This window comes from Deinococcus aetherius (assembly GCF_025997855.1).
GTDB lineage: Bacteria > Deinococcota > Deinococci > Deinococcales > Deinococcaceae > Deinococcus > Deinococcus aetherius.
Genome location: NZ_AP026560.1, coordinates 2,205,220 through 2,232,203, shown reverse-complemented (window position 1 = coordinate 2,232,203; position 26,984 = coordinate 2,205,220). Strand labels below are relative to the sequence as shown.

The 26,984-nt window shown below is 69.2% G+C and carries 30 protein-coding genes; 18 read left to right on the top strand and 12 right to left on the bottom strand.

Features of this window, described 5'->3' with window-relative positions; all coding sequences use genetic code 11:
- Nucleotides 1-47 precede the first annotated feature (47 nt).
- The 5 genes from miaB to DAETH_RS11265 form a co-directional block, all read right to left on the bottom strand.
- On the bottom strand, nucleotides 48-1,427 hold the full coding sequence (gene miaB, locus DAETH_RS11285; protein WP_264774989.1) for a tRNA (N6-isopentenyl adenosine(37)-C2)-methylthiotransferase MiaB: 1,380 nt from the start codon (nucleotides 1,425-1,427) through the stop codon (nucleotides 48-50).
- A gap of 103 nt (nucleotides 1,428-1,530) precedes the next feature.
- On the bottom strand, nucleotides 1,531-2,031 hold the full coding sequence (locus DAETH_RS11280; RefSeq protein WP_264774988.1) for a hypothetical protein: 501 nt from the start codon (nucleotides 2,029-2,031) through the stop codon (nucleotides 1,531-1,533).
- Between the two features lie 54 nt (nucleotides 2,032-2,085).
- Entirely contained in the window at nucleotides 2,086-2,931 is an 846-nt protein-coding gene (locus tag DAETH_RS11275) for a hypothetical protein (RefSeq protein ID WP_264774987.1), read from the bottom strand.
- Nucleotide 2,932: 1 nt separating this feature from the next.
- The gene (locus DAETH_RS11270; protein ID WP_264774986.1) at nucleotides 2,933-4,099 is read right to left on the bottom strand and encodes an amidase; all 1,167 of its coding nucleotides are present in this window, start codon (nucleotides 4,097-4,099) and stop codon (nucleotides 2,933-2,935) included.
- 67 nt (nucleotides 4,100-4,166) lie between these two features.
- Nucleotides 4,167-4,658 carry an NDR1/HIN1-like protein gene (locus DAETH_RS11265; RefSeq protein WP_264774985.1) on the bottom strand — a complete coding sequence of 164 codons (492 nt, stop codon included), beginning with the start codon at nucleotides 4,656-4,658 and terminating at the stop codon, nucleotides 4,167-4,169.
- A gap of 66 nt (nucleotides 4,659-4,724) precedes the next feature.
- Between DAETH_RS11265 and DAETH_RS11260 the strand changes: the two genes are divergently transcribed.
- Nucleotides 4,725-5,729 carry a hypothetical protein gene (locus tag DAETH_RS11260; protein WP_264774984.1) on the top strand — a complete coding sequence of 335 codons (1,005 nt, stop codon included), beginning with the start codon at nucleotides 4,725-4,727 and terminating at the stop codon, nucleotides 5,727-5,729.
- A gap of 76 nt (nucleotides 5,730-5,805) precedes the next feature.
- A complete protein-coding gene (locus DAETH_RS11255; protein WP_264774983.1) occupies nucleotides 5,806-6,465 on the top strand; it encodes an outer membrane lipoprotein carrier protein LolA in 660 nt (219 codons plus the stop codon).
- 97 nt (nucleotides 6,466-6,562) lie between these two features.
- On the opposite strand, the gene DAETH_RS11250 is transcribed toward DAETH_RS11255, so the two are convergent.
- On the bottom strand, nucleotides 6,563-7,264 hold the full coding sequence (locus DAETH_RS11250) for a C40 family peptidase (protein ID WP_264774982.1): 702 nt from the start codon (nucleotides 7,262-7,264) through the stop codon (nucleotides 6,563-6,565).
- Between the two features lie 350 nt (nucleotides 7,265-7,614).
- Here DAETH_RS11250 and DAETH_RS11245 point away from each other — a divergent pair, with 350 nt between their 5' ends.
- The 3 genes from DAETH_RS11245 to DAETH_RS11235 all read left to right on the top strand — a co-directional run bounded on the left by DAETH_RS11245 (nucleotide 7,615) and on the right by DAETH_RS11235 (nucleotide 9,110).
- Entirely contained in the window at nucleotides 7,615-8,031 is a 417-nt protein-coding gene (locus tag DAETH_RS11245; RefSeq protein ID WP_264774981.1) for a hypothetical protein, read from the top strand.
- A 107-nt stretch (nucleotides 8,032-8,138) separates the two neighbouring features.
- The gene (locus tag DAETH_RS11240; RefSeq protein WP_264774980.1) at nucleotides 8,139-8,813 is read left to right on the top strand and encodes a uracil-DNA glycosylase; all 675 of its coding nucleotides are present in this window, start codon (nucleotides 8,139-8,141) and stop codon (nucleotides 8,811-8,813) included.
- 36 nt (nucleotides 8,814-8,849) lie between these two features.
- Nucleotides 8,850-9,110 (top strand): hypothetical protein, encoded by a 261-nt coding sequence (locus tag DAETH_RS11235; RefSeq protein ID WP_264774979.1) that lies wholly within the window; start codon nucleotides 8,850-8,852, stop codon nucleotides 9,108-9,110.
- Between the two features lie 53 nt (nucleotides 9,111-9,163).
- On the opposite strand, the gene DAETH_RS11230 is transcribed toward DAETH_RS11235, so the two are convergent.
- Nucleotides 9,164-9,724 carry a tyrosine-protein phosphatase gene (locus tag DAETH_RS11230; RefSeq protein WP_264774978.1) on the bottom strand — a complete coding sequence of 187 codons (561 nt, stop codon included), beginning with the start codon at nucleotides 9,722-9,724 and terminating at the stop codon, nucleotides 9,164-9,166.
- A gap of 66 nt (nucleotides 9,725-9,790) precedes the next feature.
- On the opposite strand from DAETH_RS11230, the gene DAETH_RS11225 reads away from it, so the two are divergent.
- From DAETH_RS11225 to aat, 5 genes are all read left to right on the top strand, one after another.
- Nucleotides 9,791-10,048 (top strand): DUF1844 domain-containing protein, encoded by a 258-nt coding sequence (locus DAETH_RS11225; RefSeq protein WP_264774977.1) that lies wholly within the window; start codon nucleotides 9,791-9,793, stop codon nucleotides 10,046-10,048.
- Nucleotides 10,049-10,052: 4 nt separating this feature from the next.
- Entirely contained in the window at nucleotides 10,053-10,499 is a 447-nt protein-coding gene (gene dtd, locus DAETH_RS11220; protein ID WP_264774976.1) for a D-aminoacyl-tRNA deacylase, read from the top strand.
- Between the two features lie 530 nt (nucleotides 10,500-11,029).
- Nucleotides 11,030-12,124 (top strand): LysM peptidoglycan-binding domain-containing M23 family metallopeptidase, encoded by a 1,095-nt coding sequence (locus tag DAETH_RS11215; protein WP_264774975.1) that lies wholly within the window; start codon nucleotides 11,030-11,032, stop codon nucleotides 12,122-12,124.
- 80 nt (nucleotides 12,125-12,204) lie between these two features.
- Nucleotides 12,205-12,624 (top strand): PaaI family thioesterase, encoded by a 420-nt coding sequence (locus DAETH_RS11210; protein WP_264774974.1) that lies wholly within the window; start codon nucleotides 12,205-12,207, stop codon nucleotides 12,622-12,624.
- A 112-nt stretch (nucleotides 12,625-12,736) separates the two neighbouring features.
- Nucleotides 12,737-13,357 carry a leucyl/phenylalanyl-tRNA--protein transferase gene (aat, locus tag DAETH_RS11205; protein ID WP_264774973.1) on the top strand — a complete coding sequence of 207 codons (621 nt, stop codon included), beginning with the start codon at nucleotides 12,737-12,739 and terminating at the stop codon, nucleotides 13,355-13,357.
- Between the two features lie 150 nt (nucleotides 13,358-13,507).
- On the opposite strand, the gene metG is transcribed toward aat, so the two are convergent.
- The gene (gene metG / locus DAETH_RS11200; protein WP_406585081.1) at nucleotides 13,508-15,502 is read right to left on the bottom strand and encodes a methionine--tRNA ligase; all 1,995 of its coding nucleotides are present in this window, start codon (nucleotides 15,500-15,502) and stop codon (nucleotides 13,508-13,510) included.
- Nucleotides 15,503-15,878: 376 nt separating this feature from the next.
- Here metG and ruvA point away from each other — a divergent pair, with 376 nt between their 5' ends.
- From ruvA to DAETH_RS11185, 3 genes are all read left to right on the top strand, one after another.
- Nucleotides 15,879-16,478, top strand: coding sequence for a Holliday junction branch migration protein RuvA (gene ruvA, locus DAETH_RS11195; protein ID WP_264774972.1), 600 nt, complete (start codon nucleotides 15,879-15,881; stop codon nucleotides 16,476-16,478).
- Nucleotides 16,475-17,752 carry a low temperature requirement protein A gene (locus DAETH_RS11190; protein ID WP_264774971.1) on the top strand — a complete coding sequence of 426 codons (1,278 nt, stop codon included), beginning with the start codon at nucleotides 16,475-16,477 and terminating at the stop codon, nucleotides 17,750-17,752. The genes ruvA and DAETH_RS11190 overlap by 4 nt, the downstream gene beginning before the upstream one ends.
- 468 nt (nucleotides 17,753-18,220) lie before the next feature.
- A complete protein-coding gene (locus tag DAETH_RS11185; protein WP_264774970.1) occupies nucleotides 18,221-18,859 on the top strand; it encodes an SDR family NAD(P)-dependent oxidoreductase in 639 nt (212 codons plus the stop codon).
- A gap of 12 nt (nucleotides 18,860-18,871) precedes the next feature.
- On the opposite strand, the gene DAETH_RS11180 is transcribed toward DAETH_RS11185, so the two are convergent.
- A complete protein-coding gene (locus DAETH_RS11180) occupies nucleotides 18,872-20,221 on the bottom strand; it encodes an FAD-dependent oxidoreductase (protein WP_264774969.1) in 1,350 nt (449 codons plus the stop codon).
- A 90-nt stretch (nucleotides 20,222-20,311) separates the two neighbouring features.
- On the opposite strand from DAETH_RS11180, the gene DAETH_RS11175 reads away from it, so the two are divergent.
- The 3 genes from DAETH_RS11175 to DAETH_RS11165 all read left to right on the top strand — a co-directional run bounded on the left by DAETH_RS11175 (nucleotide 20,312) and on the right by DAETH_RS11165 (nucleotide 23,438).
- On the top strand, nucleotides 20,312-21,496 hold the full coding sequence (locus tag DAETH_RS11175; protein WP_264774968.1) for an aminotransferase class V-fold PLP-dependent enzyme: 1,185 nt from the start codon (nucleotides 20,312-20,314) through the stop codon (nucleotides 21,494-21,496).
- Nucleotides 21,497-22,009: 513 nt separating this feature from the next.
- Nucleotides 22,010-22,795, top strand: coding sequence for an IS982 family transposase (locus tag DAETH_RS11170; protein WP_264774389.1), 786 nt, complete (start codon nucleotides 22,010-22,012; stop codon nucleotides 22,793-22,795).
- 94 nt (nucleotides 22,796-22,889) lie between these two features.
- Complete coding sequence (locus tag DAETH_RS11165) at nucleotides 22,890-23,438, top strand: DUF1851 domain-containing protein (protein WP_264774967.1); 549 nt, start codon at nucleotides 22,890-22,892, stop codon at nucleotides 23,436-23,438.
- Between the two features lie 175 nt (nucleotides 23,439-23,613).
- Here DAETH_RS11165 and DAETH_RS11160 read toward each other — a convergent pair whose 3' ends face one another.
- On the bottom strand, nucleotides 23,614-23,931 hold the full coding sequence (locus DAETH_RS11160; protein WP_264774966.1) for a tyrosine-type recombinase/integrase: 318 nt from the start codon (nucleotides 23,929-23,931) through the stop codon (nucleotides 23,614-23,616).
- On the opposite strand from DAETH_RS11160, the gene DAETH_RS11155 reads away from it, so the two are divergent.
- Both DAETH_RS11155 and DAETH_RS11150 read left to right on the top strand, forming a co-directional pair.
- Nucleotides 23,855-24,229 carry a type II toxin-antitoxin system RelE/ParE family toxin gene (locus DAETH_RS11155; RefSeq protein ID WP_264774965.1) on the top strand — a complete coding sequence of 125 codons (375 nt, stop codon included), beginning with the start codon at nucleotides 23,855-23,857 and terminating at the stop codon, nucleotides 24,227-24,229. The two genes, DAETH_RS11160 and DAETH_RS11155, sit on opposite strands and share 77 nt — an antisense overlap.
- Nucleotides 24,210-24,518, top strand: coding sequence for a helix-turn-helix domain-containing protein (locus tag DAETH_RS11150; protein ID WP_264774964.1), 309 nt, complete (start codon nucleotides 24,210-24,212; stop codon nucleotides 24,516-24,518). The genes DAETH_RS11155 and DAETH_RS11150 overlap by 20 nt, the downstream gene beginning before the upstream one ends.
- A 143-nt stretch (nucleotides 24,519-24,661) precedes the next feature.
- On the opposite strand, the gene DAETH_RS11145 is transcribed toward DAETH_RS11150, so the two are convergent.
- Together DAETH_RS11145 and DAETH_RS11140 are read right to left on the bottom strand one after the other, a co-directional pair.
- Complete coding sequence (locus tag DAETH_RS11145) at nucleotides 24,662-25,564, bottom strand: hypothetical protein (RefSeq protein ID WP_264774963.1); 903 nt, start codon at nucleotides 25,562-25,564, stop codon at nucleotides 24,662-24,664.
- 68 nt (nucleotides 25,565-25,632) lie between these two features.
- On the bottom strand, nucleotides 25,633-26,979 hold the full coding sequence (locus DAETH_RS11140; RefSeq protein ID WP_264774962.1) for an aminoglycoside phosphotransferase family protein: 1,347 nt from the start codon (nucleotides 26,977-26,979) through the stop codon (nucleotides 25,633-25,635).
- Nucleotides 26,980-26,984 lie beyond the last annotated feature (5 nt).

Here is a 26,984-nt window from a genome sequence, read left to right as displayed (position 1 = left end):
GGCCGGGGTGGTGTGCCCTCCCGGCCTCTCGTCCGCAGATTCGAGCTTTACACCATCTGGAGCGGGCTGCTCAGCCCCGCCGCCTCCGGGCTCAGGCGCGGCAGCTCGGGCAGCTCGCGGCCCTGCGCGTCCACCAGCCTGCCATAGAGCATGTGCGGCGTGGCGTGCTCGATGCGGACGTGGTGAATGCCCGCACCCGTCACGCCGATGGCCTTGGGTACCACGGTGGGGTGGTTGCCCCGCGTGTGGCCCTCCAGGAAGCCGGAGTCGTGGGCGTCGCCGCGCAGCAGCACCTCCTGGAGGGTGCCCACCCTCAAAGCGTTCTTGCGGGCGCTCCACTCCTTCTGCTTCACGATCAGGCGTTGCAGGCGTTCGGTCTTCACCTCGCGGGGCAAATCCTGGAAGTGCCTGTAACTCGGGGTGCCGGGGCGCGCGGAGTAGATGAACATGTACGCGCTGTCGTACCCGACCTCGTCGTAGAGGCTCAGCGTCTCCTGAAAATCCTCCTCCGTCTCGCCGGGGAAGCCCACGATGATGTCGGTCGCCAGGACCACGTTCGGCAGGTGCCGCTTGATCTCCGCGATGTGCCCCAGGTACTTCTCGCGGGTGTACTCGCGGGCCATACGGCGCAGCACCCGGCTGGAGCCGCTCTGCACCGGCAGGTGGACGAACTCGCACACGGCGGGCGTCTCGGCCATCGCGGCGGCCACGTCCTCGGTGAAGTTCATGGGGTGGCTCGTCGTGAACTTGATCCGGCGCACGCCGCTCCGGCCCACCAGCCGCAGCAGGTCGGCAAAACTGGGATACCCGGCCAGCCGCGCCCCCTGGTCCACCCCGTAGGCGTTCACGTTCTGCCCGAGCAGCGTGACCTCCTGCACCCCGGCGGCAAGCTGCATGTCGAGTTCACGCAGGATCGAGTCGGGGTGGCGGCTGACCTGCGGCCCGCGTGTGGTGGGCACGATGCAGTAGGTGCAGTGGTGGTCGCAGCCGCGCATGATCGTGAGGTGCGCCTGCAGCTTCCCGGCGGGCGGCGGGGGGATGTGGTCGTGCAGTTCATCCTTGAACTGGAGGCCCCAGAAGCGTTCATTGCTCTCCAGCGCCTTCCCGATGTCGAGGAGGCTGCCTGGCCCGAGAAGAATGTCCACCTCGAACTTGCGGGCGATCTGCTGGCCTTCTTCGAGCTGCGCGAGACACCCCATCATTCCGACGACGAGCGGCCTTTGTGCCTTCTGCCTCCGCAGGTCGCCGAGGAGGCTTCTCACCTTGTCCACCGGCTTGCCACGCACCGCGCAGGTGTTGACGAGGACGAAATCGGCCTCGTCGATGCTGCCGACGAGATCGGCGCCGAAGCTCACAAGCTGCGACTCGACGAGGTGCGTGTCGTATTCGTTCATCTGACACCCGTAGGTGATCAGGTGTGCCTTCATGCCGTGCCTCCCGGGCCTGACGGAGGGATTCCGGGGCCCCTCTGTTCTCGCGGGCGGCCTGGGGGACCTCTCCCGCGAACGGGGGAGAGTCTAGCGCCCCGGCTCAGGGCACGGTGGGAACGGGCGTCACGGGGGCCGGGAGGGCGGGAGTCGGCGCGGGACTCGTCTCCCCGGTCTGCTTCTCCAGCGTCACGTTGTAGCCCAGGAGTTCGCGGCCCAGCAGGACGGTTCGCAGCACGCCGCTGAACCTGTTCCCGGTGATCCGGCCGCGCAGGGTGCCCCGGTACTTGTTGCCCTCCTCGAACAGGCCCACGTCTATCCCGCCGCCATTCTCGACTCGCTGGAACTTGCCGCTCACCGCGTAGGCCTTGCGGCTTTCCAGATTCGTCATCACGCCGCTCGCCCTCCCCTCACGCTCCTGCACGCTCAGGACGAGTCGGTACGGCACCCGGCCCGTGCCCCCCACGCCGATGCCCTCGTAGGTGCCGCCCACCATGCGCTCCAGCGGCGTGGTCGGGCTGATGTACGCGCCGAGGGCGCACCCGGTCAGGGCGGTCAGGAGGGCGGCGGCGGACAGGAGACGGAGCGGGACTGGCGAGAACATGCCGGAGATTATGGCCCGCCCATGAAGCGGGTCTGACAGGGTGAAAGGTGCGGCTCAGGGTCCACCGGGTCGCCTGAGCGGATACCTGTCGCTGTTCACGACCTGCAAGCGGCCCTCGGGCTGGGCGTACGTCGCGTTGATCAACCCCGTGCGGTGCTGGCGGAACCAGTCGCGCAGGGCGGGGGACTTCGTGAAGACCTGCGCCGCGAGGACCGCCTCGGCCCGGGTGCCCTGCCCGGCCAGGATCATGTTCGCGTAGTAGCCGCCCAGGCGGGCCTTGAGGTTGCTCGGGTCGTCGGCGGTGGGGGGAGCTTTCAACCCGTTCAGCAACTCGCGCAGGTTCCGCGCCGCCTCCTGCGCGGGCACGTAGGGATAGGCGCGGGTGCGGTCGGCGAGGCGCACGCCGTCCCATCCAAAGACGGTCAGCAGGAACGGGCTCTCGGCGAAGCTCCAGTCGTAGTAGGCGAGGGTGTTGCTGCCCAGAATGATCTCCCGTGTGCCGTCGCCGTTCAGGTCGGCGAAGCGCAGGCCGTAGTCCCCCCCGTCGATGATGCCGAGGTTCTCCACCGGCCCCGTGTCCCGCGTGAACACGTAGGTCGTGAAGCAGCAGTGCGCGCCGCCCGAGAAGGCGGTGAGCACCAGTTCGGGTTCTCCGCCGGGGCGCAGGGGTTGGAACTCCGCCTTCACGTCCCAGCCGGTGACGGCCAGCACGGTGCGGGCGCCCTGCCTCACGACCGCGCGGGCCTGTGCCTCGGGGTTGGAGGCGTTTTGCGGGCGGGGCGTGACCGTCACCGTCATCGGCCCCCACGTCAGCGTTCGTGGAGCCTCCTGCGCGCCCGCGAAGGGAAGGAGGGAGAGCAGCACCAACAGGAACACCCGCGCCCGCGTCATGCCAGCCATCCTAGCCCTCCAGGGTCAGCGCCAAGCCCAGCAGGCGGTCGTCCTCCCCGTGGCGCCCGACGAGCTGCACGCCCGCGAAGGGCACGCGGCTCGGCAGCGAGGCGGTAGGGGCGCCCAGCAGGCTGAAGGGCGCGGTCAGGCGCAATACGGCGCGGCGCAGGGGGGCGCGGCCCTCCCGGAGGTCCACGTCGTCCTGCCCGATGAGGGGGGGCGAGGTGGGCACGGCGGGCGCAAGGAGCACGTCGCAGCGGGTAAGGAGGGCGTCCAACTGGGCCCGGTACACGGCACGACGCTCGTGGGCCGCCTCCACCTCCACCTCGGTGAGCGCCTGTCCCTGCCGCAGCAGGCCGAGGGTGAAGGGGGTGAAGCCGGGATCGTCCTGTTCCAGGGCCTTGCTGTGGACCCGCGCCGCCTCGCTCAGCACGATGGGGGAATAGGCGTCGAGGACTTCGGGGAAGTCCGCCTCCTCAGGCGTCGCGCCCAGTCGCTCCAGGCCCGAGGCGAACTCCCGAACCGCCCCCCACACCGCGTCGTCCACCCAGCCCTCCGGCAGCCACACCCCTACCCTCACGCCCGCCCAGTCCTGGGGCGCGATCTCCCGCCCCGTCAGCGCCTCGTGGACGCGCACGATGGTCCCCACGTCCCGGGCAAGCGGCCCGGCGTGGTCGCATGTCCACGAGAGCGGCAGCACACCCTCGGTGCTCCACGCCGGGTGGTCCTTCGTCGCCTTGTACCCGGCCACCCCGCACCACGCCGCCGGAACGCGGATGGAGCCGCCCGTGTCGGTTCCCAGCGCGAAATCGACCTGCCCGAGCGCCACGCTCACCGCCGCGCCGCTGCTGCTGCCCCCCGGCACCCGCTCCGGGTCGAAGGGGTGCGTCGTCCCCCCGAAACCGTTCATGCCCGTGATTCCCAGGGCGATCTCGTGCAGGTGCGTCTTGCCGACCGCCGAGGCGCCCAGGTCGAGGAGCCGCCGCACGAGCACGCTCTCGCCGGGATCGGGGACGGGGGCGTGCGTGCTCGCCCTCAGCGGCCACCCCGCCACCCCGTACAGGTCCTTGACGCTGAAGCTGAGCCCCGCGAGCGGCTCCCCTGAGTCGCCGGACAGGGGAGAGGTCGGGCGATAGGCCCAGGCACGCTGAGGATCGGGAAAGTCGGGGAGGGTCACGCGGCCCAGGGTAAAGGGTCGCCCGCCTCCTTGCTGACGGCTGAAAGCTGAGGGCTGACGGCTCCCCTCAGAACGGCAGGATCGCCGCTTGTTGCCACACCCCCTGCGCCAGCGTGAAGGGCCCGAAGGTCGGGCGCCCCAGCACGCCCAGGTCGGCGGTGAAGGTGCCGTCCACCCGGTAGGCGGTCTGCTGTCCCCGGGCGACCTTCAGGAACGCCCCGGCGGTCTGGAGGGTGACGGGGAGGCCCAGGTTCGCGCTCTGGACGGTGCCGCCCCGCGCGGGCAGGTTCACGTTGGGCAGGTCCAGGCGGCCCACGTCCGCCCCGTCGATCAGGAGCCGCGCCGCGAAGTTGGCGAGGCGCACGGGGACGGGGTTCGGGTTCTCGACCCGCAGCCGCAGGGTGAGGTTGGCGACGGCGGGGTTGGGCCCGCTCGGCAGCGTGAGGCTGGTCAGCCGGACCTGTTCGACCTCGAAGGTGGGGACCTGGATGACGGACTGTCGGGGAGCGCAGGCGCCCAGCAGGGGGACGAGGAGGGAAGCGAGGAGAAGCGTTCTCATGGGCGCCACGTTACCCGCTTCCGTGCGCCGAAGTCTGACCTCCCGAAACGGGCTACCCTGCCCCCCATGACACGGATGACGACGGCCCTGGCCCTCGCCGCGCTGTCGGGGGGGGCGCAGGCTCTGAACCTCGACTTCGGCGTGACGTACCGCAGCGGAGGCGCAGCCTTACGAGACAACGGCCTCGTGCGCTTCGGCGTGAGCGACGTTTCCCTGGGGCGGGGCACGCTCTCGGCGGGGGTGTCGAACCAGGCGCTGGAGGTTGGGGTCACCCAGGGGTTCGGCCTTCCTCTGGTCGGGGCCGTCAGTGGAGCCGCCGACGCCGCCGTGACCTGGGGGGGCGGCGTGCGGCTGACCTCCCGGGTGAACGCGACCCTCGGCCCGGTCGCCCTGAACGCGGGGGGCGCCTTCTTCACGGCGGGGGCGACGGCGGTGGACCCTCTCGCCGCGTGGACCCTCGCCCCGACCGACCTCAGAGAGCGAGGCTGGAACGCGGACGTGACGGCCCGCTACCGGGTCAGCCGCACCCTGATCGCCGTCGCCGGGGGCGAGTTCGGCGCCCAGCCCCAGGTGGCGGCGGGGGTGGAGTGGCGGCACGACCTCACCCGCGCCTTGCCCCCCGCCGAGGGGGACGACCCGGAGGCCAAGCCCGCCACCGAGCGGACCGGCAGCGTCACCCTGCGGCTGGGGGCGCGGGCGGGCCGGGACGTGCTCGGCGCGACGGGCGGCGTCACCTACAGCGCGGAGTCAGGAGTCACGCTCGCCCTCGACGCCCTGGCGGGAACGGGGGTGGGGGGAGCGGCCGCCTGGGGGGCCTCGGGCAGCCTGGGGGCCCCGGACCTGCTCGGCGAGGGCAGTCTCGCGCAGGTGTACGTCGCCTACGAACCCTGGCGGACGGCGAGCGCGCCGCTGCGTGTGGGGACGGAGCTGAGGGTGCCCACGGGAAGCGGCACCCTCAGCGTGGACGTGCGGGGCGGGCGGTTCGCGGACGGCTCGGCGGGTTTCGGGGCCCGGGTGGGCTACTCCTTCCCGCTGGGCGGGCCGCCCGAGGAACCGGGGGAGGAGCCCTGAGCGCGCCCGCGCGGCGGTGAACCCCCCGTCAGCGTCCGCCCGCCCTTCTCATGAGGGGGGGTGGAAGACTTCCGGCGTGAAGCGAACCCTCTCCCTCCTGACCCTCGCCGCGCTCCTTCCGGGCGCGAGCGCGCAAACTGCCCAGGACATCCTGAACCGCGTGGACGCCGCCCAGAAGGCCGCCAAGGACGTGACCTTCCGCCTCAGCGGCAACGCCACCCTGGAAGGCGGCCCCCAGAAGATCGACCTCACGGTCAAGAGCATCCCCACCCAGGGCGTCGCCCGGCTGCAATTCGCGGCCCCCGACGCCCTCGCCGACAACGTGGTCGTGGCGGACAAGAACGAGATTCGCCAGTACCTCTTCCTGACCAATCAGGTCACCGTCACGCCCACGAAGGCCGCCGCCGCGAACACAGGCCTGGGTGGACTGGACTTCACCGGGCTCACGAACGCCGCCACGCTGCTGAACACCTACACCGTGCGCCTGCTCGGCACGAGCACGGTGGCGGGCAAGAAGGTCTACCAGCTGGAGGCGACTCCCAAGGGCACCGGCAGCACCGACCGCGCCCGCGTCTGGATCACCGAGGCGGGCTGGCGCCCCACCCGCGTGCAGCTCGTCGGGAGCGGCAACCGGGTCCTCGCCGACCTGAACGTCACGAACTACCGGGTGAACAGCGGCCTGACCGTCTCGGGGCTCAAGGCGCTGCCGAAAGACGCCCAGGTCATCCGGCAGTAAACGGCAGACGACCGCCTGGAAGGGGGAGCGGGAATCATCCTGCTCCCCCTCCGCCTTGTTGCCCCGACGGCGAAACGCCCCGGCCGGGCGGCGGGGTTCAGCTCAGGACGCGGCGGGCGCCGACGTAGCGCCTGGCCCAGTAGGCGTTGCCGAAAAGCGGCTCGATGACGGTGCGGCCCTTGAAGCTGTTGGCGTTCGCCATCAGGCCGTTGCCGATGTAGATGCCCACGTGGCTGGCGAGCTGCCCGGTGGTGTTGAAAAACACGAGGTCCCCCGCCCGCAGGTCGCGTCGGCTCACGCTGGCCCCCATCTTCCACTGGGCGGCGGCGGTGCGCGGCAGCCGGATGCCGAGTTGCCCGAACACCCGCATCGTGAAGCCCGAGCAGTCCAGGCCCCGCCCGCTCGTGCCCCCCAGCGCGTAGCGAATGCCCAGGAAGCGGGTGGCCGCCGTGCGGATGAACGCGTTGCCCCCTCCCGAAACGGGCGCCTGGGCACTGGGCCGCTGAGCGACCGAGCCCTGAGGAGCGGGGGCTGGGGCCTTCGTCTGCCCGGAGGGGCCGGCCGGGCGCGCGGCGGTCGGGGCGGGAGAGGCCTCCTCCGCGCCGCCGACCTCCAGCTTCTGACCGACCTGGAGGGTGGGGCTGGGCAGCCCGTTGAGCTGCATCACCTGCACGGGCTCCATCCCGTATTTCTCGGCGACGCTGTAGAGCGTGTCACCGGCCTTGACCGTGTACGTGGCGGCGAGGGAGGCCCCGCTCGTCAGGGCACCGGCAATCAGGAGGGTACGCAACGCATTCATCGACCGGCCGAGTTTAACCCAGCTTTATTTTATTTGCCCTTCATTCTTGGGCGAAACGGGTTTATTTATGCGCCTATACGGCTTTTATACTGTCTGATCACCGCGTCAGAAACGCGAGAAACCCGACACTATCTCAGTTTTCTCAAAGGAGGACTCATCTTGGCCCTTCTCCCCAAGCACTCGCTCCTGACGGGGCCGAACGTGTCCCGATGCAGGTTACTGAACTCACGTTTCTAATCTTACAGCCCAGGGTGGATGCGGAAGGTGTCGGCGCGGGTCGTGGCAGCCGCCCAGCCTATACTCAGCGCCAGCAGCGCAGGCCGATTCGCCCCTTTCTCGCCGGAGGAGTCATGAAAGAACAGATGACCACCGACCAGCTCCTGCAGGGCCTCAAGCATTACCGCCGGATTGCCCGCCAGGACATGCTGCGTGCGCCCGAGACGCCCCACCCCGAGGCCTTCCTGACCCACGCGGAGAGCCGCCGCGAGGTGTACGTCGACCTCAGCGCGTACGCCGGGGAGCACGCGCCCGACGACGTGACCCTGTACGCCCTCGACCTGTACCGACGCCTGCCCTTCGTGACGGGCACGCCCGAGGCCGAGCACCCCGACATCAAGGGCCGCGAGAATGCCCTGGAAAATTTCTTCCTGCTCGTCGGCCTCGACCCCAAGACCCGGCGCGAGGCGCGCAGCAAGCGGCCCAAGCTCGGCGCCGCGCCGGAGGAGGCGGCCTCCGAGCCCAGCGAGACCCCGGCGACGGGCGGCTGAGACGCCGACCCTCTGACTCTCTTCCAACCGTGCTCCTGTCGCCGCCGCGCCTTCCCGGGCGGCGGTACGCTGTGGCCCATGCTTTCTCGCATCTTCCGGGGGCGTGCGTGACGGGCGAAGGCGTCGCCGCTCTCCAGGCCCTCGAAGCCCGCGCCAGGGGCTGCACCGCCTGCAAGCTGCGCCCCGGCTGCTCCCAGGTCGTCGTGGCGGACGGCCACCCGGCGGCCCCCCTCCTGATCGTGGGCGAGGGCCCCGGCGGCGACGAGGACCGGGTGGGCCTGCCCTTCGTGGGCCGCGCCGGGCAGCTCCTCGACAAGATCCTGGCCGCCGTGGGGCTCACCCGGCAGGACGCTTACATCACCAACGTGGTCAAGTGCCGCCCACCCGGCAACCGCACCCCCGGGCCCGACGAGACCCTGGCCTGCACGCGGCTGTGGCTCGAACCCCAGCTCTCGCTGTTGCGCCCGCGCGTGATCCTGACCCTGGGGAACACGCCCACCGGGTACCTGCTCGGCACCCGCCTGGGCATCACCAAGACGCGCGGCACCTGGCACCCCTACCGCCACGACGACGGGGGGGGTGGCACATACGAGGCCCTGCTCATGCCGATGTTCCACCCCGCCTACCTGCTCCGCAACGACACCCGCACCCCCGGCGGTCCCAAGAGCCTGACCTGGCGCGACATCCGCGAGGCCGCCGCCGTGCTGCGCGGCGAGAAGGAGCCGGAGGGGCCGGTGAAGGCTCAGCCGAAGCCCGAGGGCAACCAGCCCACGCTGTTCTGAGCGGGCGGGGGTTCCCCGAGTCGGTTACGCTGGGGCATGACTGAGGGGCGGACGGGAGACGAGCGGGCGGTGGACCTCCTCACGGCGGAGGTCCTGCTGGAGATTCGGGACCTGTTGCGGGACATCCGGCAGAGGCTGGCGGGGGAGGGAGTGGCGGACCTACCGGCAGGGGATGTGAATGGGGAGTTGCGGCGGGTGCGGGCGTCTCTGGAGGCAGCGGACACGGTTGAACCGTTACCCGGCGACGCAGTAGCCGCCAAACCCGAATCCGACCGCTCGGTGATCTCCGAGAGCTAGAACTCCTCCTGGCCCCGGCTGAGAGGAGGGGTGGAGGGTCTGCCAACGCTGCTCTACTCCTGAAGAAAGCGTCGCTGGAGTGCGGCAAGGTCAGCTTCTGCGAAATACTCCCTAGCGTCGCCCAACCCGTCCAAAGCGTGTTCGATCGACTCGCGCCGGACCTCCCCATCACTCAGGAGATACTCCTCGACGATCAGTTCCCGGTCGATGCTCAGCGTGGACAGGAGTGCCGCTGTGGCGACACCGGTTCGGTCCTTCCCCGACGTGCAGTGGAGCATAAGGGGCAGGCGGACCTCCGGGGAAGCTATGGCCCTCACCACTCGGTTCAACCACCGTCTCACAACGGGATTACATGTCTCGTAGTTCTCAATGCCGTCGTTTGCGGGAATGTGGATCTCGTCGGCGCCGAAAAGCCAAGGCTTCCTGTCAGGTCCGCGACGGAGGTTGACTATCGTGCCGGGTGCCTCTATCTCCGAGGCGGACCGGACGTGATCGAGCTTGCCCCCTCTCAGAAGACGCCGCCGTGGCATCACATGACGTTGGGCAACGACATTGAGCCATTCCCCCACGTCATGAAAATTGACACATCCTGCCGAGTAATCCAGGCCCACCATCAAGCCGGACTATAGGGTGCCGCCTGGAAGCCACGCGCCGGAGACTCACGCCCTACACTGCCCCCCATGCCCAACCTCGAATTCGTCGGCCTCGTGAACTCCCTGCAAGCGACCGCCGAGGCCGCGCTGGGGGACCTCAACGCCGCCACCGCGAGCGCCGCCCGCGACGGCCTGCTGGACGAGAGCCGGGCGCGGCAGACCGCCGAACGTTCCCTGCGCCTCCTGACCATGCTCGCCGAGAAGACGCGCGGCAACCTCGACTTCACGGAAGCCCAGCTCCTCACCGACGCCATCGGCAGCCTGCGCGCCCGGCTGGGGAACTGAGGGGGTGCGCGCCGTTCTCCAGCGGGTGACCCGGGCCCGCTGCACGGTCGAGGGCCAGGTCACGGGCGAGACGGGCCCCGGCTTCCTGATTCTGCTGGGGGTCGCGCCCGGGGACTCCTCCGAAACGGCCCGTACCCTCGCCGCCAAGATCGTCAAGCTGCGCGTCTTCGGGGACGAGGCCGGGAAGATGAACCGCAGTCTGCTCGACGTGGGGGGCGGCGTCCTGAGCATCAGCCAGTTCACCCTCTACGCCGACACCCGCCGGGGCAACCGCCCGAGTTTCACCGGGGTCGCCCCGCCCGACCAGGCCCGCGCGCTGTACGCCGACTTCAACGCGGCCCTGCGGGAGCACGGCGTCCCGGTGGGGGAGGGGGTCTTCGGCGCCCACATGAGCCTCGACCTGACGAATGACGGCCCGGTGACGCTGGTGCTGGACACGGCGGAGATTTAGAGCGTGTTTCAGAAGTGTCTCACGAGAGGGCGGGAAGGGCCATTCCTCTTCCGGGACAGGCTGCACCGTCCCCCCCTCTCCTGCAGAGCTTTACCAGTCCCAGCCTCTGCAAGCAACTCTGCGAGTCTCGCGGTGCGAGCTGTACCAGTCCCCCGCAAGGGGGGAGGAGCAGCAAGCGCGTTCCCACCGTGTCCCTGAGAAGCCTCGTCCAACTTTTGGGACATGCGCTTGGAGTCTCGGACAGCAAGAGCTTGTCATGCTGAGTGCGGCGAAGCGTCCCCACTTGGAAGGTGGGACCTTTCGCTGCCCCCGGGGTGACAGCTTTTCCGGGGTTTCTCGCGTTTGGGGCGCCCGAGCATCAACTTGTCGGTTCAAAAAACGACAGCCGTCCGCGTTTCCCTGACGACTGGAAGCTGGTGACTGGCGCCCCCTCCACACTCAACCCACCCTCAGCTTTTCCCGTGTGGGAGGGCGCTCCCCGTGCCCGCCACGGTAGACCTTGCGCCCCGGGTGCGGCTATTCTGCCCCCCATGACCCGCCCCCTCCTGCTCGCCGCCGCCTTGCTCCTGGGCGTGGCGGGCGCGTACACCGTCAAACCCGGCGACACCCTCTACTCCATCGCGCGGGCGCACGGCACGACCGTCGCCGAGATCACCCGACTGAACGGACTGAAAAACACCTCCCTGGAGGTCGGGCAGACCCTCAAGCTGCCGGGCGAGAAGGCTCCACAGGCCACCGCGCCCGCGACCCCGCCCCCCACGACGGCGGCGCCCACGCCCACCCCCCTCCCCGAGCCGGTTCCCGTGGGGACGGCCCAGGTCGCGGGCCTGACGCTGACGGCTCCGACGAGCCTGCGGATGGGGGACGCCTTCGTGCTGCGCCTGAGCGGCCCGCGCGCGGGGCAGGCCACCGTGCGCTTCCCCAGCGAGGTCGGCGAGGACGTGCGCCGCCCGGACGAGTGGCTGACCCCCACGGGCGCGGCGGGCGAGTACGTGGTGCTGGGGCGCGTGGTGCTCGGCAAGACCACGCCGGTCGTGTACGAGATCAAGGTCGGCGGTGAGCAGGTGCAGGGCAGCGTCCCGGTCACGGGGCTTACCCAGACCATCCAATACCTGAACCTGCCGCCCGCCATCAGCCGCAAGCTGGAGGACCCGGGGCGCAAGGCGGAGGAGGCCGTCGTCGAGAAGGCGTACACCCGCCGCACCCCCCAGGCGTGGGCACGGCCCTTCCAGCCCGCCGTGAACGTGAAGGCCCAGAGCAGCGCCTTCGGTCAGCCCCGCACCTACGTGGCGGGCGGCCCCGTGCTGTACCACTACGGCACCGACTACCCCGCGCCCAGCGGCACCGCCGTCAGGGCCGTGAACGACGGCACCGTCGTCGTCGCGGGCAAGTACCCCGTGCGCGGCGGCCTCGTCATCATCGACCACGGGGCGGGCCTGACGAGCCTGTACTTTCACCAGAGCAAGGTGACCGCCAGGGTCGGACAGAAGGTCCGGCGCGGCGACAAGATCGGCGAGGTGGGCTCGACCGGCCTGAGCGACGGCGCCCACCTCCACCTGGAGATGCGCGTACGTGGCGAGGCCACCAACCCCGCCGGGTGGATGAACCGCATCTGGCCGAGGTGAGGGGGAGCCGTCAGCTTTCAGCGGTCAGCAATCAGCTAAAAGCTGACGGCTGAGAGCTGATTGCTGATAGCTTCTTCCCCATGCCCGACCTCCCCACCCTGGAGCAACTGAACACGCTGGGCGAGGGGCTGCTGCCCGGTCTGATCGGCATCCGCTTCACGCACGCCGAGCCCGGCCTGCTGCGCAGCGAGTTCACCGTGCGCCGCGAACTCCTCGCCCCCAATACCTTCCTGCATGCGGCCTCCATCGTGGCCCTCGCGGACACCACCTGCGGTTACGGGACGCGGATGCTCCTCCCCGAGGGGGCGAGCGGCTTCACCACCATCGAACTCAAGAGTAACCACCTCTCCACCGCCCGCGAAGGGTTGGTGACCTGCGAGGCCCGCGCCGTCCACGCCGGGCGCACCACCCAGGTCTGGGACGCGGAGGTGAGGAGCGGGCAGGGGAAAGTGATGGCGCTGTTCCGGTGCACGCAGGCGGTGCTGTATCCGAAGGGGTAAGTGGGCAGTGGGAAGTGGTGAGTGGGTGAAGTCCCTCTCCCTCCCCGCCCCCAGCTCCTCTGTCCTGTTTTTGTCCTTCTCCACTGACCACTAACCACTCCCCACTCACCTTATGCCCTCTGCCCGCTTCTTCCTCCACCACCCCGACCCCCTGACCCGCGAGGTCGCGCGGGGGTACGCGGGGGGCGCCTTCCTGATGGACAACGGGCACGGCGTGGCGTGGTACGCCGTCGAGCGGCGGGCGCTCGTGCCCCTCACCGAGGAGGAGGGGCTGCACGTCGCGCGGCGGCTGCGGCGGGAACTGGATAGATTCGAGGTGCGGGTGGACACCGCCTTTCCCGACGTGGTGGAGGGGTGCCGGGGCCACCTCCCCGGCTCGCCCGAGCGTGACGGCGAGTGGATCAGCCCGCCCCTCGCGCACATGTACACCCACCTGCACGGGACGGGGCTGGCCCACTCCTTCGAGGTGTGGCGGGACGGGGAACTGGCGGGCGGCGTGCTGGGTCTCGCCCTCGGCGGCGCCTTCATCGCGGAGAGCAAGTTTCACCGCCTTCCGAACGCGAGCAAGGCGGCCCTCGTCCACCTCGCCGCGCACCTGCACGCGCGGGGCTTTTCGCTGCTCGACGCGCAGATTCAGAACCCGCACCTCGCCCGCCTGGGTGTGTACGAGGTCGGCGGGGAGGAGTACCGGGAGCGGCTGTTCCAGGCCCTGGTGCAGGACGTGAGCCTGTAGGGCGTTCGATAGAAAAATGCTGTCAGGCTGAGCGAGACCCTTCGCTCTGCTCAGGGTGACAAATTTGATTCTGTCGGCTGCTCTCAAGCCGTGGGATGACGGAAAAGCGGCCCACCTTTCTTCCCGGCAGGCCGCTCTCGTCGTGTCTTCCTAGCGCACCTTCGTCCCGGTCGGCAGGTCGAGCCGCGTGCCCACCAGATCGAGGTTGCCGTGCTCGTCCTCGGCGGCGAGGATCATGCCCTGGCTCTCGATGCCGCGCAATTTGGCGGGCTTGAGGTTGGCGACGAGGATCACCCGGCGGCCCACGAGGTCTTCGGGCGCGAACCACTTGCGGATGCCGCTGACCACCGTGCGCGTCTCCTCGCCCAGCCGCACGGTGAGCTTGAGGAGCTTGTCGGCCTTCTCGACGGCCTCGGCATTGATCACCTCGGCGATCCGCAGGTCCACCCGGGCGAAGTCCTCGATGGAGATGACGGGTTCGGGGGCGGCGGGAGTGGGGCTGGGCGTGGCGGGCTGGGGCTTCTCGTTCGTCTGGGTCACGGGTTTCTTCCCTTTCTTGGGCGCGGGTGCGGGGGGCGCGGCCTCGTCCTTCTCCCTCGGCTCGGGTTTGGGGAAGAGGATCGGGCCGCCGACGACGCGCGTTCCGGCGGGGGTCAGGCCCCAGGCACCCGTGAGGGCGTAGGACTGCCCGCCAAGGCCGAGTTGCCCGCGCAGCTCCCGGGCCTTGCCGGGGATGACCGCCTCCAGCGCCACGCTCGCCACCCGCAGCCCCTCGGCGGCGGTGTAGAGCACGGTGTCCAGGCGCCGGGCCGTCTCCTCCGACTTGGCGAGGTTCCAGGGCGCACTCTCGGCGATGTAGCGGTTGAGGTCGCGCACGAAGTTCATGGCCGTCTCGATTGCCATGTTCACCTTCAGGTCGCGCACCAGCCTCATCACCTCGCCGGGCAGGGCCAGCGCCGCCGCCTCGATCTCGTGCTCGCGTTCGGTCAGGTCGTGCGCCTGCGGGATCACGCCGCCCCGGTACCTCTGAATCATGCTGATCGTGCGCGAGAGCAGGTTGCCCAGGTCGTTCGCCAGGTCGGAGTTCAGCCGGGAGACCAGGATGCCCTCGCCGTAGGGGCTGTCTGCGCTCAGGGACGCCTCCCGCAGCAGGGTGTAGCGGATCGCGTCCACCGGGTAGTCGGCCACGAGTTGCTCGGGGTCAATCGCGTTGCCCAGCGACTTGCCCATCTTGCGCCCGTCCTCGGCGAGGATGTGGCTGTGGACGACGAGTTTGCGGTAGAGGGGCAGCCCCGCCGCCCGCAGCATCGTCGGCCAGAAGACCGCGTGTGGCTTGAGGATGTCCTTGCCGATGACGTGCCACGCGATGCCGATAGTGTCCTCGCCCATCCCCCGGCTGACGGGCCCGGAGACGTAGTTCAGCAGGGCGTCGAACCACACGTAGGTGACGTGGTCGGGGTCCCAGGGAAGCTCGATGCCCCACGGTACGCGGCTCTTAGGACGGGAAATACTCAGGTCGCCGATGGGCTCCTTCAGCATCTCCAGCACCTCGTTGCGGTACCCGGCGGGCTGGATGAACTCGGGGTGCTTCTGGATGTGCCCCAGGAGCCACGCCTGGTACTTCTCCATGCGGAAGAAGTAGTTCGCCTCGCGCCGGGGCTCGGGCGGGTCCTTGTCACCGGGGTAGCGCCGCACGCCGTCACCGCCCTCGACGAGTTCCTTCTCGGTCACGTACCGCTCTGCCCCGACCGAGTACAGGCCCTCGTACTCGGCGAAGTAGATGTCGCCCGCGTCGTACACCCGCTGCAAGACCTCCTGCACGTACCGCTTGTGGCGGCCCTCCGTCGTGCGGATGAAGTCGTCGTAGCTGATCTCCAGGCGGTCCCACAGGCTCCGAAAGGCGTTGTCGCTGAGATCGTCCGCGAAAGCCTGCGGAGTGACGCCTGCCTTGGCGGCGAGCTTGACGATCCGCTCGCCGTGTTCGTCGGTCCCCGTCAGGAAGGTCACGTCGTACCCGGCGAGGCGGTGGTAGCGCGCCAGGGCGTCGGCCAGAACCTTCTCGTAAACATGTCCCACGTGTGGTGGGCCGGTCAGGTAGTCAATGGCCGTGGTGATGAAGAACTCTCGCTCGGGCTGTCTCGTCATGTGCCACTTCTCCCCGCCTGACCACCGCTTCCTGATGAGAGAAGGGGTCAGGCAACCGTTTCAAGATACGCAAAACTCTTCCGCCTATCTCAAAAGGGCCGCGCCTGGAGGAAAGGGGAGGGGCGGGATGCTCGCCTTCGCACCCCGCCCCTCCCCATGCCTCTACAACACAGCACGTCAGGAGCGCGGGGGCATTCGCATGGGCATGGTCTGCTCGCGGGTGACGGTCATGGAGGCAGTGTAACCGCCGGGCGGGGACCTGTCATCGGCATCCTCGCGGAGGGGAGGCAAGGGCGGCTTTCATGCTTCCTGCACGTGGGCGGGTGGGTCACCTTTCCCCCGTTCTCGCCCCCGACCGCCCCCTACAATCGCGGGCGTGATTGCTTACCTGAGTGGCGTGGTGCGCGAGGTGCGCGACTCCAGCGCCGTGATCGTCGCCGGGGGGGTGGGCTACGAGGTCTTCTGCCCGGCCTCGACCCTGGGAAAACTGGCGGTGGAGGCCCCGGCGGAGTTGAATATCCGGCACGTCATCCGCGAGGACGCTCAACTCCTCTTCGGCTTCAGTGACGCCGACAGCCTGCGCCTCTTCGACCTGCTGACAGGCGTGAGCGGTGTGGGCCCCAAGCTCGGCCTCGCCCTGCTCTCCGCGATGCCCGTGAGCGCCATCGCCCAGGGCCTCCTGACGGGCGACGTGAAGCTGCTCTCCAGCGTCTCGGGGGTGGGCAAGAGGACCGCCGAGCGTCTCGTCCTCGAACTCCAGAACAAGGTGCCCGACCACCTCGCCGCGCCGACCACGCCCGGCGGCAAGGGGGCGGCCCCGGTCACGAGCACGGCGGGCCGCGACGCCATCGAGGCCCTGCTCGCGCTGGGCTTCCGTGAGGGGCAGGTGCGGAGCGTGGTCGCCGAACTCCTCGCCGCCGACCCCGCTCAGAGCGCCGACGCGCTGATCCGCAAGGGGCTGGGGAGGCTGCGGTGACGCCCGCGCCGCACGGCCAGCCGGAAAGCATCAACATCGAGGACGGCACGCCGAGCGGCGCCTCGGGGTTCGAGACCGGGGGGTCGCCCGACTCCGGCGGGGAGGCCCAGAGTCCCCCCGAGCAGCGGGTGACCTGGCTGGAACTGTTTTTCGACCTGATCTTCGTGACCGCCTTCGACCAGCTTGCCAAGCGGCTGGGCGACGCGCCCACCTGGGGCAACCTGGGCATCTTCATGCTGCTGTTCGTGGCGGTGTGGTGGGCCTGGGCGGGGAACACGACCTTCGCGGGGCGCTACGGCAACGACAGCCGCGCCTACCGCTGGGGCACCCTGGTGCAGCTCGTCACGCTGGGTGCGATCAGCCTCACCCTGCGCGGCGACCTCGACCAGACGGGCGCGGCCTTCTCCCTCGCCTACGCGGCGAACCGGCTGACGCTGGTGGTCATGTACCTCTCCACCCTGCGAACACACCCCGAGACGGCGGCCTTTGCGCGCCCAACGGCGACGGGGTACGGCGCGGCGGCGCTGATCTGGCTCGGCAGCGCCCTGCTGGGCGGCACCGCCGAACTCCTCGCCTGGGGGGTGGCGCTCGCCATCGACGTGCTCACGCCCCTGCTGATCCGCGACCGCTACGGCCGGGCGCTTCCCCACCAGGAGCACCTGCCCGAGCGGGTGGGCCTGCTCCAGATCATCGCGCTGGGCGGCATCGTGACCGAGGTCGTGACGGGTGGGCGCCAGCAGGAACTGCGCTGGTCCGAGCAGGTCCCCGCCCTCCTCGCCCTGGTGACCGCCGTGGGGCTGTGGCGGCTGTACTTCGATCAGGCCCGCGCCCTGCCCGTGCTCGCGGCACACCGGGCCGGAAGGGTGGGGTCCCTCCTCGCGTGGCTCTATGGCCACCTGCCCTTCACCCTCAGCGTGGTCATGCTCGCCGTCGGGCTGGGGCACGGCATCTCCGACGAGAGCGGTGCCCGCGACATGGTCAACCGTCAGCTCGTCGCGTGGCCGCTCGTCGGCGCCAATCTCACCCTGCTCTTCTTGCGCTGGAACGCCCTGCGCGTCGCCGGGCGCGGATTCCCCGACCTGAGCGCGGTCGCCATCGGGGTCGCCGCCGCCGCCAGCCTCACCCTCGCCTTCGTGCCGCTGGACACCCTCGCCACGCACGCCGCCGCCTGCGCGATTGCCCTGGGAGCCGCGCTCGTCACCGCCCTCGACCCCGCGACGCGCCGCCTGGGCAAGATCGAGGAGGCGCTGGGAGGGAGCGGCACGCCGGTCTGAGGCTGGGTGGGAGGTCAGTGGGGAGCGTCGAAGGGGCGAGCGTGGCTGACACCCGGCCTCCGCCCCGCAAGTCTCTGAATCCCCACTACTGAAGGGGGAGAAAGCCTCTTCTCGGCGATGGCGTTGGTCAAACGTCCCCTCCCAACCTCTCGCGGTGAGAGCCGTACCAGTCCCCCACAGGGGAGGAGGAGCCAAGAGCGCGAGTGCTCCAGCTCTCTGTCAAAACGCAAACTCGGACGCCCTGCCCGTATCCTTGACTGAACGGTCCTGGCCCACGACCCCGCCCTGCTCGCGCGGCGTTCCGGGTGGGCCCGTTGACGGAAGGCGACAGGATCAACCATTGCGTTCCGAAAGCCCCGATCATTCGCGCTGCCCCTTTGCCCTTGCCGAGCGCAGCGGAAGGCTCCCCCTGTCCCCTCTGCATCCCTCCCTACAGCCCCGCCCTGCTCCCCATGTTGCACTGAGCCCATGACGACACAGGGCGGCACGCTGGTGATAGGGGCAACGGGCGGCATCGGGTCGGCGGTCGCGCGGAGCTTCGCGGCTTCGTCCCCCCTCACGCTGGCAGGACGGAACGCGGAAAAACTCCAGGCCCTCGCCGCCGAGCTGGAAGCGGGCGCGCACCCGCTCGACGTGGGGTTCGAGAGCCACCTCCGCGCCCTGTTCGAGGGACTGGGGGAGTTGGAAACCGTCATCTACGCGGCGGGCGCCGCCCTGCCCCACCTCCTCGCCGAGGCGGACGCGGCGCGGGTGCGCTCGGTGTGGAACGCGAACTACTTCGGGGTCCTGTGGACGCTCAAGTACGGCCTGCCGCGTCTGGCACCGGGCGGGCGGCTGTACGTGATCGGCGCCCGGCCCGAACTCGTCACCGCTCGCGGTTTCTCCCAGTACGCCGCGAGCAAGGCCGCCGTCGCCCGCGCGCTGGAAGTCGCCCGGCTGGAAACGCGCGGCAAGACGTTGACCCTCGTGCTGCCGCCCGCCGTGGACACGCCCCTCTGGACGCAGGTGGGCCGCCCTCCTCGCGGTGCCCTCGCCCCGGGAGCCGTCGCCGCCGCGCTGCTCGCCGACCGGGCAGGGCCGGGCGGGGACGAGTTGCGGGTGGGGTAAGGACGGCGGCCCTCACTCCCGGCACAGCTCCTGACCCGCCCTGTCCGCCGCGACCAGCAGCACGTCCCACACGCTCGAAAAGGGCGGAGCATAGGCGAGGTCCAGCTCGAAGAGGTCCCCCACACTTCCTCCCCGGTGGAGCAGGGCGGCCACCACGTCCACCCGCTTGACGCTCCCCGTGTGCCCGAGAAGCTGCGCCCCCAGCAGGCGGCCCGACCCGCGCTCTGCGGTGAGGCGGACGTGGATGGGCGCGGCGCCCCGGTAGTAGCCCGCGTGGTCGGTGCTGTCCACGTCCACGCTGAGGGCGTCCAGCCCGGCGTGCTCCGCCTCCGCCTGGGTGAGGCCGGTACGCGCCACCCCCAGGCCGAAGGTCTTGAAGATGGCCGTGCCGACGATGCCGGGAAAACGCGCCTCCCCGCCCGCCATGTTCACGCCCGCCACCCGGCCCATGCGGTTGGCGGTCAGCCCCAGGGGGATGTGGACGGCGCGGCCCGTGACCCGGTGCCGACTCTCGGTGTTGTCGCCCGCCGCGTACACGCCCTCCACGCTCGTCTCCTGCCGGTCGTTGGCGGCGACGGCGCCCGTCTCGCCCAGGCGCACGCCCGCCGCCCGCGTGAGGTCGGTGTTCGGCCGCACGCCCACCGCCACGACCACGAGGTCGGCGGGCACGTGGCCCCCGTCCGTGTCCACTCCCGTCACCCGACCCTCCTTCCCCGTCAGGCCCTCCACGGTGACGCCGCAGCGCACGTCCACCCCCTGCCGCTCGACCTCGGCGCGCACCCGGCGTTGGAGGCCCACGTCCAGCATCCGGCCCGCGACCTCCGGCCCCTTTTCGAGGAGGGTCACCTCCAGGCCTCGCGTGCTCAGCGCCTCCGCCATCTCCAGCCCGATGTACCCCGCGCCGACGATGCAGGCTTGCTTGGCTCCCTCAAGGCTCGCCTCGATGGCCTGCCCGTCGGGAAGGTCGCGCAGGACGTGGACGCCCGCGAGGCTGGTGACGGCCCAGGGAGGCCGGACGGGGCTCACCCCCGTGGCGAGCAGGAGGCGGTCGTAGGGCTCGGTGAGGGTGCGGCCCGTCTCCCGGTCCCGGACCGTCACCGTGCGCGCCGTCGCGTCCACGCCCGTGACCTCCTGGCGCAACCGCACGTCGATGTCCCGGTCGCGGAGCTGCCCCGGGGTGCGGGCCACCAGCCGCCCGAAATCCTCCACCTCGCCGCCGATCACGTAGGGCAGGCCGCAGGCGCCGTAGCTCACCCAGTCCCCCCGCTCGAAGACCGTGACCTGCACGTCGGGGCTCTGCCGCCGCGCCCGGCTCGCCGCGCTCATGCCCGCCGCCACCCCGCCCACCACCACGATTCGCATGTGCCCCCAGCCTATGACGGGGAAGGCGGGGCAGTGCCGGTTCCAGACGAGCCGTCCTTCACGCTCGGCCGCGCCGTTACGATGGTCGGCATGACGGACACCGCTCCCGCCCGCGTCCCCCCCGAGACGGACCCCGACGCGCACCTGCCCCTCAACCGTCACCGTCTGATCGCCCCCGGCCCGGTCGAGGTCGAGCCGCGCGTCCTCCTCGAACTCGCCCGGCCGCAGATGCACCACCGCGCGCCCGAGGGGGTCGAGAAGTTGCAGGAGGCCCGGGCCAAACTCACCCGCCTCCTCGGCGCCCCCTACGACGCCGTGATCACCACGAGCAGCGGCACCGGGGCCTTCGAGGGGGCTCTGGTCAGCCTCACCCCCGTGGGCGCGCGGGTCGTGAACGCCCAGGCGGGCAAGTTCTCGGAACGCTGGGGCGAGATGGCGAGGCGGCTCGGGTACGACACGACCGTCGTAGCCCGGCCCTGGGGAGACGTGCTCGACCCCGGGGAGGTCGCCGACGCGGCCAGGGGCGCCCACACCCTCCTGATCACCCACTCCGAGACGAGCACGGGCGCCCTGCACGACCTGGAGGCGGTGACAAAGGCGGCCAAGGCGCAGAACCCTGACCTCATCGTCATCGCCGACTGCGTGACGAGCTACGGGGTCGCGGAACTCCGCCCCGCCGAGTGGGGGGTGGACGCCGTCGTGAGCGGCAGCCAGAAGGGCACCGCCACGCCCCCCGGCCTGGGCTTCGTCCTCTTCAGCCCCGAGGTGCAGGAGCGGATGATCCGGGACACGCCCCGGGGCTTCTACCTCGACCTCACCCGCGAGCTGAAGGGGCAGAAGGCCGGGAACACGCCGCAGACCCCCGCGATCAACCTGATCTACGCCCTGTCGCTGGCCCTCGACCGCCTCCTCGCCGTGCCGCTCGATGTGTTGTGGGCCGAGAAGCGGAGGCAGGCGGACGCGCTGATCGCGGCGGGAACGGCCCTCGGCGCCCCCGCCTGGACTCCCCGCACCACGCCCGCCGTCGCCGTGCTGCGGCCCCCCCAGGGCCTCACCGGGCGGCAGGTCAGCGCCCGCCTCGCCGAGATGGGCCAGCGCGCCCTGCCGGGCCAGGCTCCGCACGAGGACGCGGTGTTCCGCATCTCCACCCTCGGTTATGCCGACCGTTACGACGCGCTGGGCATCGCGGGGATGCTGGAGGACTGCTTCGCCAGCCTGGGGGTGCGTTTCGAGCGGGGAGTGGCGGTGCAGGCGGCGTGGCGGGCGTTGGGGTAGCTAGCGGGAGGGTGGCGCCCGAGCCACGTCCTCACCCCCAACTTCCTTCTACTGACCTCGCCTGCTTGAAAGCCCCTTTTTCACCGTGAGATGTTCAATCTCACCGTCAGTGAGGCCCACACTACTACGTCAGGAATGATGGCTGGTTGGTGCATAATACTAACTGTGACTTGAAACATAAATCAGGATGAACGGCGGCGCAGAAGGCTGAAGTTGATGCCAAAGTGAAAGCATTGAATGCAGCCCCCCCTACGGTCACGGCTGTTCCTACCAGGACAAATCAACAGCGTGCAACTTGGACAAAGGTCTATGGGCCAGCGCCAGCCGGAAAGGACGTCGATCATGTTGTTGATTTGCAGCTCGGGGACATAGACGACATAATGAACTATAATATACTTGACGCTAGTGTCAATCGTAGTTTGGGACGGCAAATTCAGAACCAAATAAATAAAATAATATACCGCGAATAGGGGTTGACAGGGTGGGGGGAGAAATGGCAAAGGGACGGTGCTCATGTGCCGTCCCGACCTCAGTCTACTCCCCATTCCCGACGCCCTGCGACGCCTGACGGTCTGGCTGACCCCCCAGATGCCATCCAAGCTGGTCCACCCCCACGAGAAGATCAGTGACGCCGAATTGGTGGCGGTGGCCCTATTGCAGCGGATTCACAAAGCACCCTACTTCAGGGGCTGGTGGAGGATGCTCAAACTCAACCACTGTCCCCATTACCCTTCGGAGGTCCAGGCCCGTACCCGGCTGGAACGCTTGACCCCTGTGATCGAGGGCGCGAGTGTCGAAGTCCAGGCACTGGACTTCGTGGCCGTGGACTCCGAACCCCTCCCAGTCTGCACCTTCAAGCGCGCTCCCCGTTGCAAGTTCAAGGGGGCACGACACGGCTTCAGTACCTCCGGCCCGGTGTATGGGTTCAAGCTGCATGCCTGGACGACCCTGAATGGCAAAATCGCCCAGTACGTGCTCCGGCCCGCCAACGAGCATGACTTCACCGTCGGGTGCGTGATGAACCGCGACTGGCCCACCTTCGGTGGGCCGAAGCAGATTGGGGACAAAGGCTATCAGTCCGGCACGTACCTGACGCCACCCAAAAGCAATGCCAAGCGTCCTGACCCTCGTTGGAAAGACGAATATGCGGCTGCCCGCAAGATCATCGAGTCGGCGTTCTCGGTGCTGGTGGGTTCCGGCTTGCGGTGGGGGCAGGTCAAGACGATGGCGAGCTTGCGGCTCAAGGTCGCCCTCCTCGTCCTCGCCCACAACCTCAAGTTCTTTGACCTCCCCGCCTAATCACACTTGGCGCTCCGAGTCAATCCCTATTCGCGGTAATATGAAGCCCGGCGATCAGTTCACATCCTGCACAATCAGACCCAGGTGATACTGTATGTTAGAGTTCCTTAAAATGCTGAATCAAAGCAGTGCAAAGCAGTTAAATAAGTCTCCGGCGTCGACAGATGAGCTTGTTGATTTAATTGGTGGAAACTCATTATACGACGGTGCCTACTTCATTCTTAATAGATTGATGTCAAGCAAGTGTACTGAACTCTGTCTACTTCTAGCTCCAAATTTTAAGGGATATATTACTGCTATAGGACATGACTGGCTTGGAAATATTTATGCAGCCGACACATCAAGAATGATGGATGGGCATCCTTTGATTCTATACTTCGATGTCAACTCACAGGAGGTTTTGAACACGCAACAGAACTTGATTGAATTTCATGGGAATACTCTTACGAGCCAAGGGGAAGGCGTTCTTAGACTGGGCGAGTATGATAAGTGGACGGAGAGCGGTCTGCCTCTCAAAGACGCGTCTAGGTGTATTGGCTACACCATACCACTTGCTCTAGGAGGTTCGACCGAGCTAGACAATATGGAAGAAGTCGATATAGAGGTGTATTGGGAATTGACGGGTCAAATTGGAGCCCCCTAAACACTTAGTTTTCCACAAATCCATTTTAACTGCCCGCGTTCTGACTACTGACCACTACTAATGTCACCTGAGAAAGACAAGCTGACCCAGCCGCCCCTTCAAGACTTGGGGCGGCTGCCGTTGCTAGAGCACCACTCCTTTAGGAGAGCTACGGTGTTACCCCACTGATGCCTGCTCAGCTTGCCTTGTCGCGCTGGATCAGTTCTGCGAGGCAGGGCGCAGCCTCCCGGCGCTGCTCGTCGTACAGGTGCGTGTACACCTGCATGGTGAACCCCACGTTCGTATGCCCCAGCCGGTCCTCGATGACCTTCGGGGCCACTCCCCGAAAAGCCAAGAGGCTCGCGTGGGTATGGCGTCGGTGGAGAAACGGTGTTACTATTCCCTTGGAGGCATATGCCGTTGAAGGAATACCGACCTTGACGTGGGAAGTCGAGTACACCGATGAACTCGGGGCCTGGTGGGAAACCTTGATTGAGGCCGAGCAGGAATCCATCGACGCCGCCGTCCGTCTCCTCGAAGCGCGTGGCCCCCACCTCGGCTTTCCTCATACTTCCGGCATTCACGGCTCTCGACACGCCCATATGCGTGAACTTCGTATCCAACACCAGGGCCGTCCCTACCGCATCCTGTACGCCTTCGACCCCCGCCGCAGCGCCATCCTGCTCATCGGGGGCGACAAGACCGGGAATGACCGCTGGTACGAGGTGTTCGTTCCCCTGGCCGATAGCCTGTACGACGTGCATCTCGACACCCTGAACAAGGAGGGCCAGCATGGCGAAGAAGTGGAGTGACCTGCGGGCAAAGATGACGCCGGAACAGCAAGCCCGCGCCGCCGCAAAGGCGGAGGGGATGCTGGTGCAGTTGCAACTGGCCGAGCTGCGTCAGGCCCGGTCGAAAACGCAGGTGGAGGTGGCGCAGGCGATGGATACCCAGCAGGCGGCGGTGTCGAAATTGGAACGGCGGGAGGACATGTACCTGAGCACCCTGCGGGAGTACATCGAGGCCCTGGGGGGAGAGTTGAAGCTGGTGGCCTCGTTCCCGGACGCGGACATTCCCATCGGGTCGGTGCCGCCCCGCTGAATGGAGGTGCCGGGGCGGTGCTATGGCGGAGCTACGCCCCAGGAGAGAAGATCCAGCCTCCGAGATTCCCCGTCTGAATAACGTCGTCTGGGGCGTGATCCAGGAGAACAGGCATCTGCGGGCACAGATGCTCAATCTCACCCCTACCGCCCCTCCCGCGCGTCCGCCAGCAACTCCCCCGCGATGGCGAGGGCGGCGGGCCCGAGGGGACTGCGGGTCACGCCCAGCAGGATGCCCAGCTTGTCCCGCCGGGCGCTGGAGATGTACGTCCAGCGCTCCAGGTCGGCGCGGTGGGTGCGGGCGGTCTCGTCCCGCAGGTAGCGTACGGCCCCGTCGTAGTACCCGACCTGGAAGGCGGCGCGGGCGCGTTTCTCCTGCTCGACCAGACCGAGGCCGCGCGTGGCGAGCAGCACCCGCCGGGCCTCGTCCTCGCCGCCGAAGCCGTAGAGGTTTTCCAGGCGGTAGACGGCCTTGGGGAAGCGCAGCCCGGCGGCGGCCCGCCACGCGTGCGGGAGGCGAATCTCGAACTCCGGCCACGCGTGGGTGTGGGTCAGGAGCGCCGGGTACAGCAGCGTCAGGGCCACGTCGCGCGCCTCGGCGAGGGCGAGCAGTTGTTCCTGCGCCCCGTGGCCGGGGCCGGTGTACTCGCGGCGGGCGGCGTCGAGACGGGCGGCGGCGCGGCCCAGCAACTCCTCCCGGTGCGCGGCGAGGCGTTCCGGGCTCAGCGTCCAGAGGGTGCGCTGGATGCGGCCGTAGTAGCCGGTGGGGTCGTACACGACGCGGCTGGTGGCGAGCAGGGCGAGGGGCGCCTCCTCGCGCGCCGTGTCCCAGTCGCGCCACCCCTCCAGCTTCTCGTAGGGGAAACGCTCCACCGTCACCCCGGCGCGGCTCTCGGTCTGGGGGGAGAGCAGGCCGCGCTCGAAGGTCACCAGGGTCGGCTGGCTGCCCACCCAGGCGACCTCCGTGCCGTGGCTCCCCGCCTGGGCGACCGCCCTCACCTTGCGGTCGGCGACCAGTCGGCTCTGTACCTTGTCGGGGTCCTGCACGCGGCGCCTCCGCCTCCAGCATAGCGGCCCGCTCGCTAGCCTCCCGGAGTCGCAGGGACGGGTGAAGATCAGGGCAAGGGGGACGGCGCTGCGTGCTCGCGGGAAGGCGGCGCAAGATTCGCCTCCGCCCGTCCGAGCACCCGGCGCAGGTGTTCGAGGTGCGCCGTCCTCGACTCGCCTTTGTCCTCGATGTAGGGCTGGATGCCGTGCGTGTACCCCAGCGCGCGGTACACCTCGCCGACCAGCCGGGCTTCCCGCATCAGCGCCCGCCCCTCGGCTGGGGGCAGGAGGTCGGCCCATTCCGCCAGATACGCGGTTTCCACCGCCTCCAGCGTCTCGGGAGAGGCGCCCTCGGGCGCGAGGTAGAGGGGGTCCGCGTCGAGGAAGGGGTGGGTCACGCTCACGTCCGACCAGTCGATCAGGGTCCAGCGCCCCTCCCCGTTCCGCACGGTGTTGCCCCGGTGCAGGTCCCCGTGCCCGATCACCTCCGGCAGCGGCGAGGCGAGCAGGCGCACGCAGGCCTCCTGCAAGCGGCCCTCTAGCACCCACAGCCGCGCGGCCTCGGCGGGGGTCAGGCCGCCTTCCTCCCCGAGGAGAAGCACGTCCCCCCGCAGGAGTTCGGGCAGGAGCGCGGCCACCCACGCCGGGCCGTGGTCGGGCAGCCCGCGTGATCGGAACCCGGGGACCAGCCTCACGCTCGCCCGCTGCACCCGCGCGAGGTGGGCGGCGAGGCCCGCACCGCTCACCTCCTCACCGGGCACGTCTCCCGCGTGGTTCAGCAGCAGCAGGCCCCGGCCCTCGTCGGCGGCGAGGACGAGTGGGGCGGCCCCCGGAATCTCGGCGGAGAGCACGCAGGTCGCCGTCACCTCCCGCGCGAAGAAGGCGGGGACGGCCTTGAGGTACACGGGGTCCCCGCCCCCCTCCAGCGGCACCCGCCACAGGGCGCTGATGCCCCAGTGTTTGACGGGCTCAGGCGGCCCGGCGCGGTTCAGGTCCTGCTCCCCCAATTCCTCGTCGAGCCACGCCAGCGCCCCCGCCGCCCAGCCGACCCGCGCGAAGGGGGGCCGCGTGGGTGGGGCGGGGGAGAGGGCGGCCTCGGCCCACCTCCGCTCGGTCCCGGGCAACTCCTCCGGCAGGGCCCAGGTCACGCCCGTCAGCCCGCCAGGAGCGTCGAGGTGCCACACGGCCTCGCGCACGAGGGTGCCGTCCGCCTCCTCCCCCAGCCAGGCGAAATACAGCCGCCGCAGCGGGGCCAGCCAGGGGGAGAGCGCGGGAAAGGCGCCCGTCAGGCCGCGCCCCACGAAGGTATTCTCCGCGACCACGGTCACGGGCAGGGCGCCGCCCACCGCCGCGACCCGCCGCCCGTCCGGGTGGACGACCACCGCGCGGAGGGTGGCCCGAATGCTCTGCGTCATGCCCG